Below are 16,861 nucleotides of genomic sequence, written 5' to 3'. Positions count from 1 at the left end.
GGGGGTTGGGGTTGTTGCTTCTTGTGGGATTTCTTGTGATCTTTCTTTTGACATTTCTTGCGGCATTTCTTTGGACATTGTTTGTGATCTTTCTTGTGGAATTTCTTTTGACATTGTTCTTCCTTTTGGGTTTTGTAGTGTTTGGCACTGTTTTTTCTTTTGGGTTTTGTTTTAAAATTTAATTTACTTTTAACTTTTACTTTTAAAATTTACTTTCAATTTTTATTTTTAAATTTTAGCTTTTAACTTTCGATAAATTCAAGGCTAGCAAATTTAAATTCAAGCAAGGCTTGTTTTGAATTCACAAATTCAAGTAAATTCAAAGCTAGCAAATTTAAATTCAGCACCTTGCTTTTAAGCTAGTAACTGTGAATTTGCTAGGTTTGAATTCAAGCGAATTTAAATTCAAGCAAAGCCTTTTTTAAATTTATAAATTCACACATTTTACAAAAAGGTTCTTTAGATTATAACAAAATCATATTAAAAAAAGCCTATCTTAGAAAATTAAAGATCAAAAATATTTAAGGATCATTTTATGGAAGTTTATGTTAAGTTTATGGAATTTTTTAGGCTTTGGCAAAATGACAAGGTATTGAATTCAAGTCCTTGTTTAAAAAATAGTTTTTGAATTCTAGTTTAAATTTGGCAACTTAAATATTTTTGGCTAAAATAATCATCTTTGAATTTAAATATTAAAGGACTAAGATGCCTTATTGTTTTATATTTTTAGCCAAGAAAATTGCCTACAAGCTCTTAAAAGCATTTTTTCAAGTCCTTTGCAATCTCATACCAAATCAAAAGGCTAGGATCAAAGCTAGAAGATATCTTTATGACAAACACCTTCATCCTAAGTTTGAAAGATATATTTTACACACCCAACAAGATAGCTTTGTTCCAAAGGCGGTTTTAGCCAAAATCAACGCTTACGAAAATGAGTATTTTATAGAGCAAAATGCGAAAATTGCTTTAAATGCAATGCCTACTAACGAGAGAGAGAGAGAGAGAGAGTAAATGGCGAGCTTGTAAATTTAAGCGATAATTTTACGCAACACTCCATCCAAATTCAACAAGCATTCAAACAAAATCCAAACACAGCTAGGCAAAATCTCACTCAAATTCAGCCAAAATCCATTCAATCCCAGTTAAATCTAACTCAAAGCCCAGCCACCCAGGATCAAATCTTAAATCAAGCTTATAAAACAGCACAAGATCAGCTCTTAAATTTAAACAGTAACTTCAAGCCAAATTCTACTCAAAACACAGCATTTCAAAGCACAAGCTCAAAAGATAAATTCACTTTAAATACTTCACACTCAGTTATCTGCACCCATCACGGTTATTTTGACTTTGATCCAAACTCCAAAGACCCCAAATCCCCACTAAATCCTTGGGCTTTCATAAGAGTATGCAATGAAGATATAACGCTTAAAAAGAGTTTAGAAAGCATATTACCAGCCATTCAGCGAGGCATCATTGCTTATAATGACTGCACGAACAAAAGCGAGGAGATCATACTTGATTTTGTTGCAAAATATCCAAGTTTTATTGCAATAAAATACCCCCATCACATACAAATTCACGCCCCAAAATCACAAGAAAACCGCCTTTATAATTACTACAATTTCGCCCTTTCTTTTATACCCAAAAAGCAGTGGCTTATTAAGATCGATGTGGATCAAATTTATGATGCAAAAAAGCTTTACAAAAGCTTTTATCTTGCAAGAAACAAGCAAGAGATTGTGCAATATGATAGGCTAAATTACGCTATTAAAAATAAGCAAGTAAGAATGATAAGCGGCAAGGTGTCTGCTAGCAACATAGAGGGCTTTCTTTCTCATTTTTATGATCACTGGCTTTTGTATAATGATAGGTTTGAATTTAGCCCACAGTTTTTGCCAAATGAGGCTGAGATCGAATCTTGGGTCTTTAAAGATGAGAGATTTAATATCTATGCCCCACTTAATACCTGGCATTTTGCCCATATTAAAATAGGAAGGGTGGATTATTTTAGAAATCAAACAATAGATCCCATAAAAGCAAATGATGAGCTTTTTGAAAAGGCACTTGTGCTTGATGAGGTGCGTAAAAATCACCTTGTAGGAACTCGAATAGATCCTGATCTGCTTGATGAGACAAGGATATTAAGGATCTGGGATGATTTTGCTTGGCAAAATGCTCCTTATGAAAAGCCTTAATTTTAACTCTTTTTGCAGATGCCAAGAAAGATCTCACAAACTTAGAGCTTTTGCAAAAGGCTTAAAAAATAAGCTTGTAGAAGGGTTTAAGGATATTAAGCAAACTTACGATGCATTGATATAACTATATAAGAAAGTATGCTTTCAAGCTTGCTAGTATGCTAAGATAGAGAGCTTTCAACACTCAAAACGAATTTTAATAAACGGCTTAATTAAATTTAAATCAAAGGGTTTTTAAAGTTAAATTCTATGAAAAGCAAGACTCTCTTTAACTTAGACTCACATAAAGGAGCTTTAAGTTATGATGCACAAGGTGAAAACAAGTATATAATTCGTGCAAGAATGACAAAGGCGAAATTTAAAGAAATTTTGAAGCATTTTTATTTCATACTCTTGCAACTGTGTAGTAAAAGGGTTTATGAAAATTTTAAACTTGCCAAAGTTTGTGGAATTAAAAAGAATATCTAATCCTTGCACTTAAAGGAGATGGAATTTAGAGATAATACGAAAATATTAGGGCAAAATTATCATCAAAATTTATCAAAATTGATAAGGCAAAATCCGCTTAAGTTATTTTAAGCCATTATTTTTCTAAAATAAAGCTCGTTTGTCAAAGAGATTAAGCTTTATTAAACTTCGTTTGCCAAATAAGCTAAGCTGTGAAATACTTAGTACACATTAACATAGATTTCATTTTTTAAAGAAACTACATTTTATAAAACTTCGTTTGCCAAATAAGCTAAGCTTTATTAACTTAGTTTGCCAAAGAAATCACGCTTTATCGGTTGAATTTCATTTTTGAGAAACTTATCGCACCTTAGGATGGATAAAAATCAATGCTTTTTTACAAAGAGCTTTACTTAAATTTAATCTCTTTAACAACAAACAAACATTTAGCTTAAATTCACATAAAAGCACTTAGCTAAAAAAGATCAACTATATAAAATTCACGCCCTCAAAGCGTGAATTTGTTTTCTTTAAGCTCTTCAACTGTTTATTTGCCCTTTTTCTTTAAAGGATGGATCATATCCTTTGGCACTACGAATTTATCATAATCCTTCTCGCTTACTAGCTTTAATTCAAGTGCGGATTCTTTTAAAGAGATGCCTTTTTTGTGGGCGTTTTTGGCGATTTTGGCTGCGTTTTCATAGCCTATGTGAGGATTTAAGGCAGTTACTAGCATCAAGGAATTGTTTAGATAATAATCTATCTTTTCTTTGTTAGCACTAATTCCAACAGCGCAGTGAATGTTAAAGGAGTGCATAGAATCAGCAAGCAAATCAAGGCTTTGCAAGAAGTTGTAAATAATGACAGGCTTAAACACATTAAGCTCAAAATTTCCCTGAGATGCTGCAAAGCCAATGGCAGCGTCATTTCCCATCACCTGCACGGCTACCATAGTTATAGCCTCACATTGCGTAGGATTTACCTTGCCTGGCATGATCGAACTTCCCGGCTCATTTTCAGGTATGTTTAGCTCACCAAGCCCACATCTAGGACCGCTAGCAAGCCATCTAATGTCATTTGCTATCTTCATTAAATTTGCAGCCAAGCCCTTCATAGCCCCGTGCGTAAAAACAACAGCATCGTGGCTAGTTAGTGCGTGAAATTTATTAGGACTTGATATGAATTTAACCCCTATTAGCTTTGTTAGCTCCTTGCTTACCTCCTCGCTGAAATTTGCTGGTGCATTAAGCCCTGTGCCAACTGCTGTGCCACCTATGGCTAACTCTCTTAAAGTTGGCAAACTTGAAATTATTTGCTCCTTTGAATGCTCTAACATTGACAAATATCCGCTAAATTCTTGCCCCAAGGTAAGTGGGGTGGCATCTTGCAAGTGTGTGCGTCCGCTTTTGATGATGTCTTTAAATTCAGCCACCTTTTTCTTAAAAGTGCCGATAAGCTCATCAAGTGCGGGGATAAGCTTTTTTTCTACTTGCTCAACTGCTACTATGCTCATCGCTGTGGGGAAGGTGTCGTTGCTACTTTGCCCACGGTTCACATGGTCGTTAGGATGTACGAATTTTTCCTTGCGAAAATCCTTGCCAAGTAGCTCTGTGGCTTTGTTTGCGATGACCTCATTGACATTCATATTGCTTTGCGTACCACTTCCTGTTTGCCAAATAGCCAGAGGGAAATTATCATCAAGTTTGCCCGCTAAAATTTCATCGCAAGCCTTGACTATGCCACCGCAACGCTCTTTGTCAAGCCCATTGCCAAGCCTTTCATTGACGATGGCGCAAGCCTTTTTGAGATTTACAAAGGCATATATCAAAACCCTTGGCATCTTTTCAATGCCGATTTTGAAGTTTTCAAAACTTCTTTCTGTTTGTGCACCCCAATATTTATCATCAGGTACCTTCACCTCGCCCATAGTATCTCGTTCGATTCTGTAAGCCATTCTAGCTCCTTTTTTGAAATTTGTGCGTGAATTTTAACATAATTTTTATTTATTTTTTATTTGATTATTTTTAAATCCTAGCCTAAATTTAACTTGAAATTTTTTTATTTAATTTAAGTTTAAGATAAAATTTATGCTATAATCTTTTATTGATATATAAGAAGGAGGACAAAATGTCGCGTAATCAAAATCCTACACACCAAACTATAAAAGCAAATTCATCAAGATCAACAAAGAAGATTAAATTCTCAAAACAAGCCCTTAATAAGCAAGACTTAGATCCAAAAGATTTCCCCCTTTATGAAAGCAGATTCGAACACGATGCCTGTGGTATCGCTGCTGTGGCAAATATAAAAGGAATAGCCTCTTACAAGGTGATTCAAGATGCCTTGCAAATTTTGATGCAGCTTGAGCACCGTGGTGGTGCAGGAAATGAGGAAAATACCGGAGATGGTGCAGGCATACTCATACAAATCCCACACGATTTCTTTGCTACTCAAGAGCTAGGCTTTGCCTTGCCTAAAAAGGGCGATTATGGGGTTGCCTTTATGTTTTTATCCCCAAATTTAGAGGCAAGAGAGCTTTCCAAAAAGCTTTTTTTAGAGGGGCTAAAAGAAAAAAACCTTGAATTTTTAGGCTTTCGCTTCGTGCCTACAAATCCTAGCGACATAGGACCTACTGCTTACAATGCTATGCCCTTTTTCTTGCAAGCCTTTGTCAAGCGTCCTAAAAATGTAAGCTCTGGCATAGAATTTGAAAGGCTGCTTTATGCTACAAGACGCGTCATTGAAAAAAAGGCTTTAAATGTCCCAAAATTCTACATTTGCTCCTTTTCATCACGTACCATTGTTTATAAGGGTATGTTGCTTTCAACACAGTTAAGCGATTTTTACCTTGATTTCAAGGATGTGAATTTAAAATCTGCCATCGCACTTGTGCATTCTCGTTTTTCTACAAACACCTTTCCAAGCTGGGAGAGGGCTCATCCAAATCGCTATATGGTGCATAATGGAGAGATAAACACCATTCAAGGCAACATAGGAAACATCCACGCAAGGGAGGGGCTTTTTGAGAGCGAGTATTTTGAGGACATTCAAGAGCTTTTCCCCATCATAGCAAAGCCAAGTAGCGATTCTGCTATGTTTGATAATACCTTAGAATTTCTAGCTCTAAACGGACGAAGCCTTGAAGAAGCCTTTATGATGATGATACCAGAGCCTTGGCATAAAAACAAAAATATGCCCCCTCAAAAAAGAGCCTTTTACGAATACCTTTCAACCCTAATGGAGCCTTGGGACGGACCTGCTGCCATCATCTTTACAGATGGCGAGATAATGGGAGCAAGCCTTGATAGAAACGGCTTTCGTCCCTCTCGCTACTACATCACAAAGGATGATTTTCTCATTTTATCAAGCGAGACGGGGGCTTTGAAGATTGATGAGCAAAATATCAAGCTAAAAAGCCGTTTGGAGCCGGGCAAGCTTTTGCTAGTGGATACTCTGCAAGGAAAGCTCATCGATGATAACGAGCTTAAAGAAAGGTATGCAAATGCAAAGCCTTATGAAAAATGGATAGAAAACATAGTTCGCATTGAGGAATTGCCCCTAAAAAATTATAGCCATAATTTTATGAAAAAAGAGGAAATTATCAGGCTTCAAAAGGTCTTTAACTGGGCTTATGATGAGCTAAAGCAAGGCATTGAACCTATGGCTAACACAGGAAAAGAATCACTTGCTGCTATGGGTGTGGATACGCCCTTGGCTGTGCTTTCAAGCAAGTGCGAGCCGCTTTTTAATTATTTCAAGCAACTTTTTGCTCAAGTTACTAATCCTCCACTTGATGCAATTAGAGAGGAAATCGTTACCTCAACTCGCACATATTTAGGACGAGAGGGAAATCTTTTGAAGCCAAATGAAAACAACTGCAAAAGGGTTCGCCTTTCTTTGCCTATCATTTCAAATGAGGAATTATTTAAAATTAAGCATTTAAAAGAGAAAGATTTCAAGGTGGCTGAATTTTCCTTGCTTTTTGATTTTTCTAAAAAATCCCTTGAAGTAGCACTTGATGAGCTTTTTGAGGCTGTGGAAAAAGAAATTCAAAGGGGTGCTTGCATTATCATTTTAAACGACAGAGGGGTTAGCGAGAATTTAACCTACATTCCCTCCCTACTTGCTGTATCAGGGCTTCATAGCTATCTTGTGAAAAAGTCCTTGAGAACTCACGCTAGCATTATCATTGAAAGTGCCGAGCCAAGAGAAATTCATCATTTTGCTTGCTTGCTAGGCTTTGGAGCAACGGCTATTAACCCCTATCTTGTGTATGAAAGCATTAAGCAAATGAGCTTACAAGGCGATGTGAAAATCCCTTATGAAAAGGCTGTTTTAAATTTCATAAAAGCAGTTAGTGCTGGCATAGTTAAAATCTCATCCAAGATGGGTGTTTCAACGCTTCAAAGCTACCGAGGCTCAAAGCTCTTTGAGTGCATAGGTTTAAGCTCAAAGCTAGTTGATAAATACTTTACCTCATTAAGCTCAAAGGTTGAGGGCATAGACATTGAGGACATTTTTGAGGATTTAAAAAAGATTCATAACTCAGGCTTTAACTCTATAAATTCAGCCCTTGATAGCAAGGGAATTCACGGCTTTCGCAGCGAAAAAGAAGAGCATTTAATAGACCCTCTTGTAATCTTTCATTTACAGCTTGCTTGCCGCACGAATGATTATGCAAAATTCAAAGCCTACACAGCCCTTGTGGATAATAAATGCTTGAATTTAAGGGATTTAATGGACTTTGATGAGAGCGAAGCCATTAGCATAGATAGGGTTGAAAGCGTGCAAAGTATAGTAAAACGTTTTAAAACAGGGGCTATGAGCTATGGCTCTATATCAAAGGAAGCACACGAATGCCTAGCCATAGCGATGAACCGCATAGGCGGCAAGAGCAACAGCGGCGAGGGCGGCGAGAACGAGGATAGGTATTTTAAGGACATAAATGGAGATGACAAAAACTCAGCCATAAAGCAGGTCGCTAGTGCTAGATTTGGAGTAAGCATAAATTATCTTATCAACGCAAAAGAGCTTCAAATAAAGGTAGCACAAGGTGCAAAGCCGGGTGAGGGCGGACAGCTTCCTGGCTTTAAGGTATATCCTTGGATAGCAAAGGCTAGACACTCCACGCCCGGAGTAGCACTAATATCGCCCCCACCTCACCACGATATTTACTCCATTGAGGATTTAGCACAACTCATCTTTGACTTAAAAAACGCAAACGACAAGGCAAAAATCTCCGTCAAACTCGTAAGTGAGTCAGGTGTAGGCACGGTCGCAGCTGGTGTGGCAAAGGCTGGGGCAAATTGCATTTTAATCAGCGGCTATGATGGAGGCACAGGTGCAAGTCCAAGAACTAGCATACCAAATGCTGGAATGCCTTGGGAATTAGGACTTAGCGAGGCTCATCAAACGCTGATTTTAAACAAATTACGAGACAGAGTTCGCCTTGAAACAGATGGGAAGTTAATGAGCGGACGAGACTTAGCCATAGCAGCACTTTTAGGAGCTGAGGAATTTGGCTTTGCCACAGCCCCACTCATAGTAATCGGCTGCACTATGATGAGGGTTTGCCACTTAAATACTTGCCCCTTTGGCATAGCAACTCAAGATGAGGAATTAAGGCATAGATTTAGCGGAAAGCCTGAATTTGTGGAAAATTTTATGTATTTCATAGCCGAGGAGCTTCGTGAATATATGGCAAGGCTTGGCTTTGAAAGGCTTGATGATATGATAGGTCGTGTGGATAAATTAAGGCAAAAGTCAAATTTAAAGGGCAAGGCAGCCAAAATAAATTTAGACAAGATTTTAAAATCCTTGCCAACCTATAACAAAAACGCCGTGCATTTTAGAGAGTATGCTGATAACAAGCTTGAAAAAACGCTTGATTACAGGGTGCTTTTGCCACTTTGCAAGGAGGCTATGAAGAGGGGCAAGAAGATAAAACTTGCCTTGGAGGTTGGAAATTCAAGTCGCACCTTTGCGACTATGCTCTCTTCCGAATTAACCCGCATTTACGGGGCAAAGGGTATAGAAGAAGATAGCATACAAATCACAGCCATAGGCAGTGCTGGAAACAGCTTTGGAGCCTTTTTAAACTATGGCATAAGGCTTGAGATTATAGGCGATACTAATGATTATCTTGGCAAGGGCTTAAGTGGGGGCAAGATCATCGCCAAGCTGCCACCAAACAGCGACATAAAGGCAGAGCAAAACATCATCGCAGGAAATGCTTGCCTGTATGGGGCTATAGCTGGGAAGGTGTATTTAGACGGCATAGCAGGGGAGCGTTTTTGTGTGAGAAATTCAGGTGCGAGGGCTGTGGTCTTAGGCACAGGGGTGCACGGATGCGAGTATATGACAGGCGGGCTTGTAGTGGTGCTTGGCGATGTGGGGGCAAATTTTGCCGCTGGTATGAGTGGGGGCGTAGCCTTTGTGTATGGAGTGCATAATCAAAGCCGCGTAAATACGGAGTTTGTAGATATAAAAGAGCTTTCAAGTGCCGATGAGAGCGAGCTTAAAGCCATTATAAATGAGCACATAGCCCTAACAGGCTCAAAAAGAGCGTCCTATATACTTAAAAAATTTGACAAAAAGGACTTCTTTAAGATAATGCCAAGGGATTATGCGAAGATGCTTGATGCTATAAGGGAGTTTAAAAATGAGGATCAGCCAGAGCTTAAAGCCTTTTTAAAGATAAATAGCACGGTAAAAAGCGAGTAAATGCCTAATTTATATTTAAAGATGGGCATTTAAGCCATTGCAAGGCTTAAATTTGACAAGTGCATTTAGGCTTTGCTTGTTTTTAAGATGAGTTTAAAAAAAATGCTTTAAAAAGGCTTAAAATTCACAAGGAATGTGAATGTAAAGGCTTTTATGAAATTTTATAAAGTGAAGCTTTGAGTATGTAAAAGTCTTTATAAGATCTTATGAATTTTAATCTGTTTTTAAGCAAATTCACAAAATTTATAAATGCTAGGGCAAAATTAAGCAAGGTTTAAATCTAAACTTAGGGAGTGCAAAATTACCTTTTTAGAACTAGTCAAAGAGGCACTAAAAAAGCAAAGTATTTGCTTAGTTGCAACGAAATGTGAGAAAAGGATTTGGGGCTTGATAAAAAAAATCGGCAGTGAGGGCAAAACTCCAGCAATTAATGTATCAGCACAAGCTTAGCTAAATATGCAAGATAAAAGGGCATATTTGCACTACAAGCAAACTGTAAGCCTTTGGCTAGGGGTTAAAAATGAGCTTGAAATATCAAAAAAAAGAGAAACAAAATGAGCAATGTGCGTGAATTTTTAGAACTTAAAGTAAAAAAGATACGGAGGTTTTAAAGATTATGAGTGAGAAAAAAGATTTAAGTTATATTGATGCTACAAAGCTAATCTTAAAAAAGGCTAAATTTCCATTAAAAACCACTGAAATTTGGAAAGAAATTGTAAATGAAAATTTAGACAAAAGGCTTAAAAGCATAGGCAAGACGCCAGATCGCACCTTGCATACTGTTTTGCTTTTTTATACTAGAAACAAAGAAGCTGATATTTTTATATTTTCTGAAAATCCACGCAGATTTTGGCTTAGAAATAGAAAAGACGAGCTTGAAAATTCACAACAAAATTCACAAAAAGAAAATTTGGCTAAAAAAATTCAACAAAACGAAGAAAAAATAAAAAGGATCAAATTTAGCGAAAGAGACCTACATCCTTTGTTTGTAAAATCCTTGTATGAGAGTGAATTTAATGCCCTTGCAAAAACAGTTTATCACGAAACAAGCAAGGTGCAAGATAAGGGTATAAACAAATGGCTACATCCTGATCTTGTTGCCGTTCGTTTTCTTTATGAGGATTTTAAAGATCAGCAAACAGTTAAGCTAATGAAAAATTTAAACAAACTTCCCTATAAGATCTATTCTTTTGAGCTTAAAATATCATTAAACTCTAATTTTAAGGAGTATTATTTTCAAGCACTAAGCAATTCAAGCTGGGCTAATGAGGGCTATTTGGTAATCTTTGATGACAGTATAGATGAGGATAAATTTGAGGAATTAGAAAGGCTTAATCAAAGTTTTGGCATAGGACTTATAAAATTTGGTGTTGATATAGCGGATTTTCAAGTGCTTTTAAGAGCTAGGGAAAAAGAACTTGATTTAAGAACTGTTGATAAGCTAAGCTTTGAAAACAAAAACTTTTCAAGCTTTATTAAAAATATAAATGATAAAATTCAAACGCAAGGACAAGGCTTTGAGCTAAAATTACAATTTGATGAAATTTTTAGCGATGAAAGGCTTGAAAGATACCTAAAAGAAAAGCAGATCAATAAAAAGGAGTAAAAATGGGCAATCCAAGGGGATTTTTAGATTACAAAAGAGAGCATTTAGCAAAGAAAAAGCCGCTTGAAAGGATAAAAGACTACAAGGAATTTGTGCTTTTGCCAAGCAAGCAAAGCACACAAATTCAAGCAAGTAGGTGTATGAACTGTGGGGTTCCTTTTTGTCAAGCAGGGCTTATAAGTTATGGCAAGGAAGTGGGCTGTCCGCTTAAAAACCTCATCCCTGAATTTAATGACGCACTTTACAAAGAGCAGTGGAGCGAGGCTTATGAGAGGCTATCTTTAACAAATCCCTTCCCTGAATTCACAGGCCGGGTTTGCCCAGCACCTTGCGAGGATAGCTGCGTTTGTGCCATAAACACAGATAGCGTTAGCATAAAGGCAAATGAGTTTGCCATCATTGAAAATGCCTTTTCTCAAGGACTCGTAAAGCCTACAAAGCCTCAAATTCAAAGTGGCAAAACCGTTGCCATAGTAGGAAGCGGACCAGCAGCCCTTGCTTGTGCTTACAGGCTTAATGAGCTTGGACATAAGGTAACTGTTTTTGAAAGATCAGATCGCATAGGTGGGCTTTTAATGTATGGCATACCTGATATGAAGCTTGAAAAATCAGTGATTGAACGCCGCATAGCCTTGATGCAAGAAAGCGGGGTTGAGTTTAAAACAGAACAAAACATAGACAGCAAAGAAAAGGCACATAAGCTTACAAAAGACTTTGACGCTGTTGTTTTGGCTGTGGGTGCTAGCAAGCCCATTGATTTAAAGATAAAGGGACGAGAATTAAAAGGCATAATGTTTGCTGTGGATTTTTTGCGTCAAAACACTCAAAAATTACTTGACACAAAAAATGCAGATGATTTAGCAAAGGACAAGGATGTGCTTGTCATAGGAAGTGGGGATACAAGCGTAGACTGCGTAGCTGTGGCAACTAGACAAGGAGCAAGGAGTATAAAACGGTTTGAAAGAAGTCCAAAACGTCCAAATGAACGCACGGCGAGCAATCCTTGGCCTTTAAAAGCTGAGATTTTCAGCACAGATTATGGGCTTGAAGAGGCCATAGCCGTGTATGGAGAGGATGTGAGACTTTATCAAAAGATGACAAAGGAGTTTTTAGGCTTTGTTGGCAAGGAAGGTAGGGTGCAAGGCGTTATAGCAACTGATTTAAAACGTGAATTTAAAGAGGGAAAGGCTATAAATGTGGAGATAGCAGGCAGTGAAAAAGAATATAAAGCCGATCTAATCTTACTTGCGATGGGCTTTGAAGGCTGTGAAAACGAAGTGGCAACGAATTTTGGCGTACAATTTGATCAAAGACACAACATTTTAACAAGCAATTATTTGGCGAAAAGCTCTTGTGATGGTTTTTCAAAAAAAGGCTCGCAAGAATGCTTGATGCATAAAAATTCAAGGGCAAAAATCTACGCTTGTGGGGATGCTAGAATGGGACAAAGCCTTGTGGTGTGGGCTATTAAAGATGGCTTAGAATGTGCAAATGCCGTGCATAAGGAGCTTAATATTTAGACAAAATAGCGTGAATTTTAAAACCTAAATTCACCCTACCAAATCACAAAATCAATCATTTCAAGCCAAAAAATGCTTGAAAAGCCCTTGCTTTTGTATTTGAAGCTTATTGATCTTTTTTTAAGGCAAAAACTTAGGATTTTTAAAAGTTTTGTTATTTTAAGCCTTTTATGACTTAAATTCACATTGTTGCGTGAATTTTTATAAGTGTGCTTGTGAAATTTTCTTGCTAAGAAGCCTAGTTTTTAAAAGGACAAGGCTTGTTAAATTTAATTAAACTTAAATAAATTTTAAATATTTCAACTTTTTAATGCAAAGTTTATAAGGCTTATTTTTAAGACTAAGTTAGAGGAAATTAATATGAGGATCATAGATCAGGCTTACAAGGTGCAAATTGAATGTAAAAAATCCATCTTCATAGCCCATTTATATCCCTTTGCTGATTTTAAAAACAGCCTTGAAGCCTTAAAAAAAGAGCATAAAAAGGCAGGTCATTTTGTGTGGGCTCTTAGGTATTTAAATGATTTTAAGCAAATCATAGAGGATAAAAGCGATGACGGTGAGCCAAAAAACACAGCAGGAGCTCCTTGTCTTAATGTCTTGCGAGGAGCAGGGCTTATCAATATAGCTGTTGTGGTGGTTCGTTATTTTGGAGGCATCAAGCTTGGCACAGGAGGGCTTGTGAGGGCATATTCGGAGTCTATAAATGCTGCTATAAGGCTTGCAAGATTGAGCGAATTTGAGCTTAAAGAGAGTTTAAATTTAAGCTTACCTCTTAGTCTTTTTTCAAGGATGAAGCATTATTTAACACAAAATAAACTTAATTTTAATGCTACTTTAATAGAAAATGAATTTTTGCTTGAGATCTTGGTAAATGAGGAAGAAAGACTTAATTTAATAAAATTTTGCAAGAAACTTGGACTAAGGCTTTAAAGAAGATAAGTGGATAAGGCTAATTGACGATCTTAGCTTAAATTTTAGGCTTAACTTAAACTTGTATAAAGAACTTAGTTTAGTAGCTAAGCGGTGAAAATTAGAATGCTAACAGTGTAAAATTCACAAGTCAAAAAACTTCTTAAAATTTTCACTTCTCTACTCTCATAAGCTTGCAAGAAGCCTTTGTATTAAAGTAATAAAATATAAAAGTTTTAGCCAAAGGATTAATAAGATCAGCAAAACATTAAAATCTTAACCGTCCAAAAAGCTTAAAAACTCTAAAATTCAAGGCTATGTTCATTTTAAATTTTTTGCTTGGCTTTACTTGTAGCTACAAATTAAATAAAATAAACATCAATTAAAGAAATTTGAAATTTCGTTTAAAATTTAGCTAAATGTCAAAATTAAAAAGCAAAATTTGTATAAAATTTCACCAAAAGAGAAAATCCACTTAACATAAATTTAGCCTTAAGCTTATTAAAACATTTAGCTTTTTAGGCTAGAACAAGGCTCTTATGATTAAATGTAGCCACAGTTAAAGACAAAGAGTAAAAGGACTTTTACACTGTTGTTCTTCTTGTTAAAGCGATCTTTTGAAAAAAGCTTATTAGGCTAATTTCTAAATATGAAGCATTTACGCAAAAGCTCTCTTTTCATAAAAACCTTGATTGTTAAAGAAGTTATGCTTTAAAGAAAGATACTTTAGCGAAGAGGTTAAATTTAAACAAAGAAAGATCGTTGTCTAAAAATTTTGCTTTACTAGAATCAACTTAAGTGCCAAAAAACCACGCTTTACCGTTACGACATACCTAACACACAATAGCTAGAAAAACAGCACATAGCTTAAATTTATGTTAATTTGCTATGAAACCTTACTTATTAGTGATATAGAGTGCTTTTACTTTTATGCTATGAAGTTGTAATTTGGGATCAATACAATTTAATTGGATTCTTTTTTATCATTTTTAGGCTCAATTAAATGTAACAAGATTTTTTCTTATCAACTTTAATAAATTTTGATAAATATTTTGTCCTAAATTTTTAATATCACATCTAAGATCTACTTCTTTTAAGTGAAGCAAGAAATTTTCCAATTTCTTTGAATTTAGTAGGTATATGTTTGGCATATTTCCTTTTGCTACGTAACCTTAAGAACACGAAGTAAAAAGATTTTCAACTCCATTTATATGATTCTTAGCTAAGCTAAAGTAATTTTTTAAGCACACACGGACTCATGTTTAGCTCTTTTTTGCAAAGAAACAACTGTGTAGCACAAAGTAAAAAATACCTCAAACCTTCCCTTTGGCGAAATTCATAAATGAAGCTTTATTTTTCACCTTATAACTCACAACTCAAAGCTCCTTTCTTAGAGTTTAAGTTATATGAGCCAAATCTTATTAAAAATGATAAAAAATTAAGCGATTGATACTTTTAGCTAAAATGACCTAGGATTTTTCCTAAGCCATTTTAACAAAATTTTATACAAATTTTCGTTTTTAACTTTGACATTAGATCTAAATTTAGTTTCTTTCAAATGCGTGAAAAATTCCCTTGTAGTGAAACCCTTTAATCTAGCCTTTGCAAACTTCTACTACGCAGTTGCGAGTGTAACGAAACAAAAAAATAACTCTCATTAACTTCAATCTCACCGCTGAGATTTTTTCACACTCTTTTACTAAAGCTTACTACCCGGTTGCATTCACACAAGGGCGAGAAACCTTGCAAAAAATGGCGATTTTGCTCACACAAAGAACAGCACAAAAACACTCCCAAATTTGTCTAAATTTTCGCTTTCAAATGTAGGGCAAAATATATACTAAGATCTATTTTACCAAGCTTTGGGCCGTAACTATATAAGCTAAAAGTATCAATCGCCTAAATTAAGCACTTAAAACTTGTCTTGATTTTTATTTCACATTTTTGTGAAGATAAATAGCTACACTTAAACTTTAAGGCTCAAGATACTTTAATTTGATACAATATCATTTTAAAGTATGGAGAGCAAAATGAAAAACAAGTATATGATACATTCTCGAATTGTCTCAAAAGAAATTTAGGGACATTTTGAAGTATTTTTTTGCTTCGTTAAGCCTCTTGCAACTTTGCAAGAAGCCTTGATTTAGAGGCGAAAAGACGCTCAAATTTGCAAAATTTCTCGTCCTTGTGTGAATAGGATAGTGCAGCAAGCTTTTAACCCTTAAAGAATGCGAAAAAATCAGCAAGATGAGTGGTGAAATCGAAGTTGATGAAAGTTATTTCGGTGCAAAAAGAGTGCGTGGAAAGCGTGAACGTGGAGCTGGCAAGAAAACACCTGTGTTTGGAATGTTAAAGCGAAACGGCTATGTTTATACACAAGTGGTCAAACACTGCTCTGCCAAAGAATTGCTGCCTATAATAAAGGACTTTGCAAAGCTTAACGAGTGCGAGATTTACAGCGACAGCTGGAAGGCTTATGATGGCTTGGTTGATTTTTTGCTTCGTTACACTCGCAACTTTGCAAGAAGGAGCAAAAGCTCATTACCGAGTAAAACACTCTAAAAACGAGTTTGCAAAGGGACGAAATCACATAAACGGAATAGAGAATTTCTTGGGCTTTGCGAAGTTGACACTTGCCAAATTTCGTGGGATAAAAAAAGAAAATTTTGTCCTTCATTTAAAAGAAACAGAATTAAGACGAAAAATTTAGGACAAAATTTTTATCAAAATTTATTAAAATTGATAAGAGAAAATCCTATTAGAGTATCTTGAGCCAAAATTAAATAACAAGCTTAAACCTTTAAGTCTTTTTAACAGTTACAGGCTTATTTACAGTTAAGCCATTTTCATCTAAGATCAATTCACTATCTTTTACCCTAAGGCAGATAATATCCTTAGATAATTCTATACTAGCCTCATTTGATATATATAAATTTATGCTAGAACCCACATAAAAATTCACCTCCTGCTTGCTTTTTGCATATAAATCTTTTACATTTATGGTGAGATTTTCATCACTTCTTAAGGCTAAGGACTGCTTGGTTAAAAAATGTATATTATTTTTGGCACTTAAAGCCAGCTCATCGTTTGCACTGAGGTGTAAGTTTTCATTAGAATGAAGGCTTAAATGTCCCCCCACTACCTCGCTGATATTTCCCCCTACATACTCGCTTAGATCACCTTGTATTTCCTCGCTTAGATCCCCTCTCACCTCAACGCTCTTATTGCCACCTACAAGCTCGCTGCTGTCCTGTGCTACTCTTAGTTTATTGCTAGCGCCTATGTTTAGGGTATTACTAAGCCCTATTTGAGTATCCTTGCTTAAGGCTACATTAGCAAGATACTCACCTCCTACATTTACCATCTTAGCAAGGGCTATGTTTTGAGTATGAGTCTTTTGAATGCTCTCCACATAGCTTCCCTCAACAAAAGAGTTTTTATTATTAGCAATCTTTTGA

At 36.0% G+C, this 16,861-nt stretch carries 8 protein-coding genes and 3 pseudogenes; 8 read left to right on the top strand and 3 right to left on the bottom strand.

All coding sequences use genetic code 11. From position 1 onward, the window contains the following. Positions 1-705: 705 nt before the first annotated feature. From DMC01_RS10500 to DMC01_RS16785, 3 genes are all read left to right on the top strand, one after another. Positions 706-1,011, top strand: a complete 306-nt coding sequence (locus DMC01_RS10500) for a hypothetical protein (protein ID WP_142694176.1) — start codon at positions 706-708, stop codon at positions 1,009-1,011. A gap of 167 nt (positions 1,012-1,178) precedes the next feature. Further along, positions 1,179-2,195, top strand: coding sequence for a beta-1,4-N-acetylgalactosamyltransferase (locus DMC01_RS10495; protein WP_345788967.1), 1,017 nt, complete (start codon positions 1,179-1,181; stop codon positions 2,193-2,195). 249 nt (positions 2,196-2,444) lie between these two features. Then, a complete protein-coding gene (locus DMC01_RS16785) occupies positions 2,445-2,663 on the top strand; it encodes a hypothetical protein (protein ID WP_142694174.1) in 219 nt (72 codons plus the stop codon). A 526-nt stretch (positions 2,664-3,189) separates the two neighbouring features. On the opposite strand, the gene fumC is transcribed toward DMC01_RS16785, so the two are convergent. Further along, positions 3,190-4,596, bottom strand: coding sequence for a class II fumarate hydratase (gene fumC / locus DMC01_RS10485; RefSeq protein WP_142694173.1), 1,407 nt, complete (start codon positions 4,594-4,596; stop codon positions 3,190-3,192). Between the two features lie 173 nt (positions 4,597-4,769). Between fumC and gltB the strand changes: the two genes are divergently transcribed. The 4 genes from gltB to DMC01_RS10465 all read left to right on the top strand — a co-directional run bounded on the left by gltB (position 4,770) and on the right by DMC01_RS10465 (position 13,424). Then, a complete protein-coding gene (gene gltB / locus DMC01_RS10480; protein ID WP_142694172.1) occupies positions 4,770-9,365 on the top strand; it encodes a glutamate synthase large subunit in 4,596 nt (1,531 codons plus the stop codon). A gap of 616 nt (positions 9,366-9,981) precedes the next feature. Next, positions 9,982-10,971 carry an HTH domain-containing protein gene (locus DMC01_RS10475; RefSeq protein ID WP_142694171.1) on the top strand — a complete coding sequence of 330 codons (990 nt, stop codon included), beginning with the start codon at positions 9,982-9,984 and terminating at the stop codon, positions 10,969-10,971. A gap of 2 nt (positions 10,972-10,973) precedes the next feature. Next, positions 10,974-12,491 carry a glutamate synthase subunit beta gene (locus DMC01_RS10470; protein WP_142694170.1) on the top strand — a complete coding sequence of 506 codons (1,518 nt, stop codon included), beginning with the start codon at positions 10,974-10,976 and terminating at the stop codon, positions 12,489-12,491. A gap of 360 nt (positions 12,492-12,851) precedes the next feature. Then, a complete protein-coding gene (locus DMC01_RS10465) occupies positions 12,852-13,424 on the top strand; it encodes an IMPACT family protein (protein ID WP_142694169.1) in 573 nt (190 codons plus the stop codon). A 974-nt stretch (positions 13,425-14,398) separates the two neighbouring features. Here DMC01_RS10465 and DMC01_RS16780 read toward each other — a convergent pair. Next, positions 14,399-14,644, bottom strand: a pseudogene (locus tag DMC01_RS16780) (hypothetical protein); the annotation flags it as partial. 777 nt (positions 14,645-15,421) lie between these two features. On the opposite strand from DMC01_RS16780, the pseudogene DMC01_RS10460 reads away from it, so the two are divergent. Next, a pseudogene (locus DMC01_RS10460) lies at positions 15,422-16,175 on the top strand (IS1595 family transposase). Positions 16,176-16,203: 28 nt separating this feature from the next. On the opposite strand, the pseudogene DMC01_RS10455 reads toward DMC01_RS10460, so the two are convergent. Then, a pseudogene (locus DMC01_RS10455) lies at positions 16,204-16,861 on the bottom strand (bacteriophage T4 gp5 trimerisation domain-containing protein); the annotation flags it as partial.

It is taken from the genome of Campylobacter troglodytis (assembly GCF_006864425.1).
Lineage (GTDB): Bacteria > Campylobacterota > Campylobacteria > Campylobacterales > Campylobacteraceae > Campylobacter_D > Campylobacter_D troglodytis.
The sequence above is the reverse complement of the archived record's forward strand: the minus strand, read 5'-3'. Positions and strand labels throughout refer to the sequence as shown.

What these genes read in the sequence shown, in the direction of transcription:
- DMC01_RS10500 (WP_142694176.1), top strand. Translation starts at nt 706, where the DNA reads ATGCCTTATTGTTTTATATTTTTAGCCAAGAAAATTGCCTACAAGCTC.
- DMC01_RS16785 (WP_142694174.1), top strand. Translation starts at nt 2,445, where the DNA reads ATGAAAAGCAAGACTCTCTTTAACTTAGACTCACATAAAGGAGCTTTA.
- fumC (WP_142694173.1), bottom strand. Translation starts at nt 4,596, where the DNA reads ATGGCTTACAGAATCGAACGAGATACTATGGGCGAGGTGAAGGTACCT.
- gltB (WP_142694172.1), top strand. Translation starts at nt 4,770, where the DNA reads ATGTCGCGTAATCAAAATCCTACACACCAAACTATAAAAGCAAATTCA.
- DMC01_RS10475 (WP_142694171.1), top strand. Translation starts at nt 9,982, where the DNA reads ATGAGTGAGAAAAAAGATTTAAGTTATATTGATGCTACAAAGCTAATC.
- DMC01_RS10470 (WP_142694170.1), top strand. Translation starts at nt 10,974, where the DNA reads ATGGGCAATCCAAGGGGATTTTTAGATTACAAAAGAGAGCATTTAGCA.
- DMC01_RS10465 (WP_142694169.1), top strand. Translation starts at nt 12,852, where the DNA reads ATGAGGATCATAGATCAGGCTTACAAGGTGCAAATTGAATGTAAAAAA.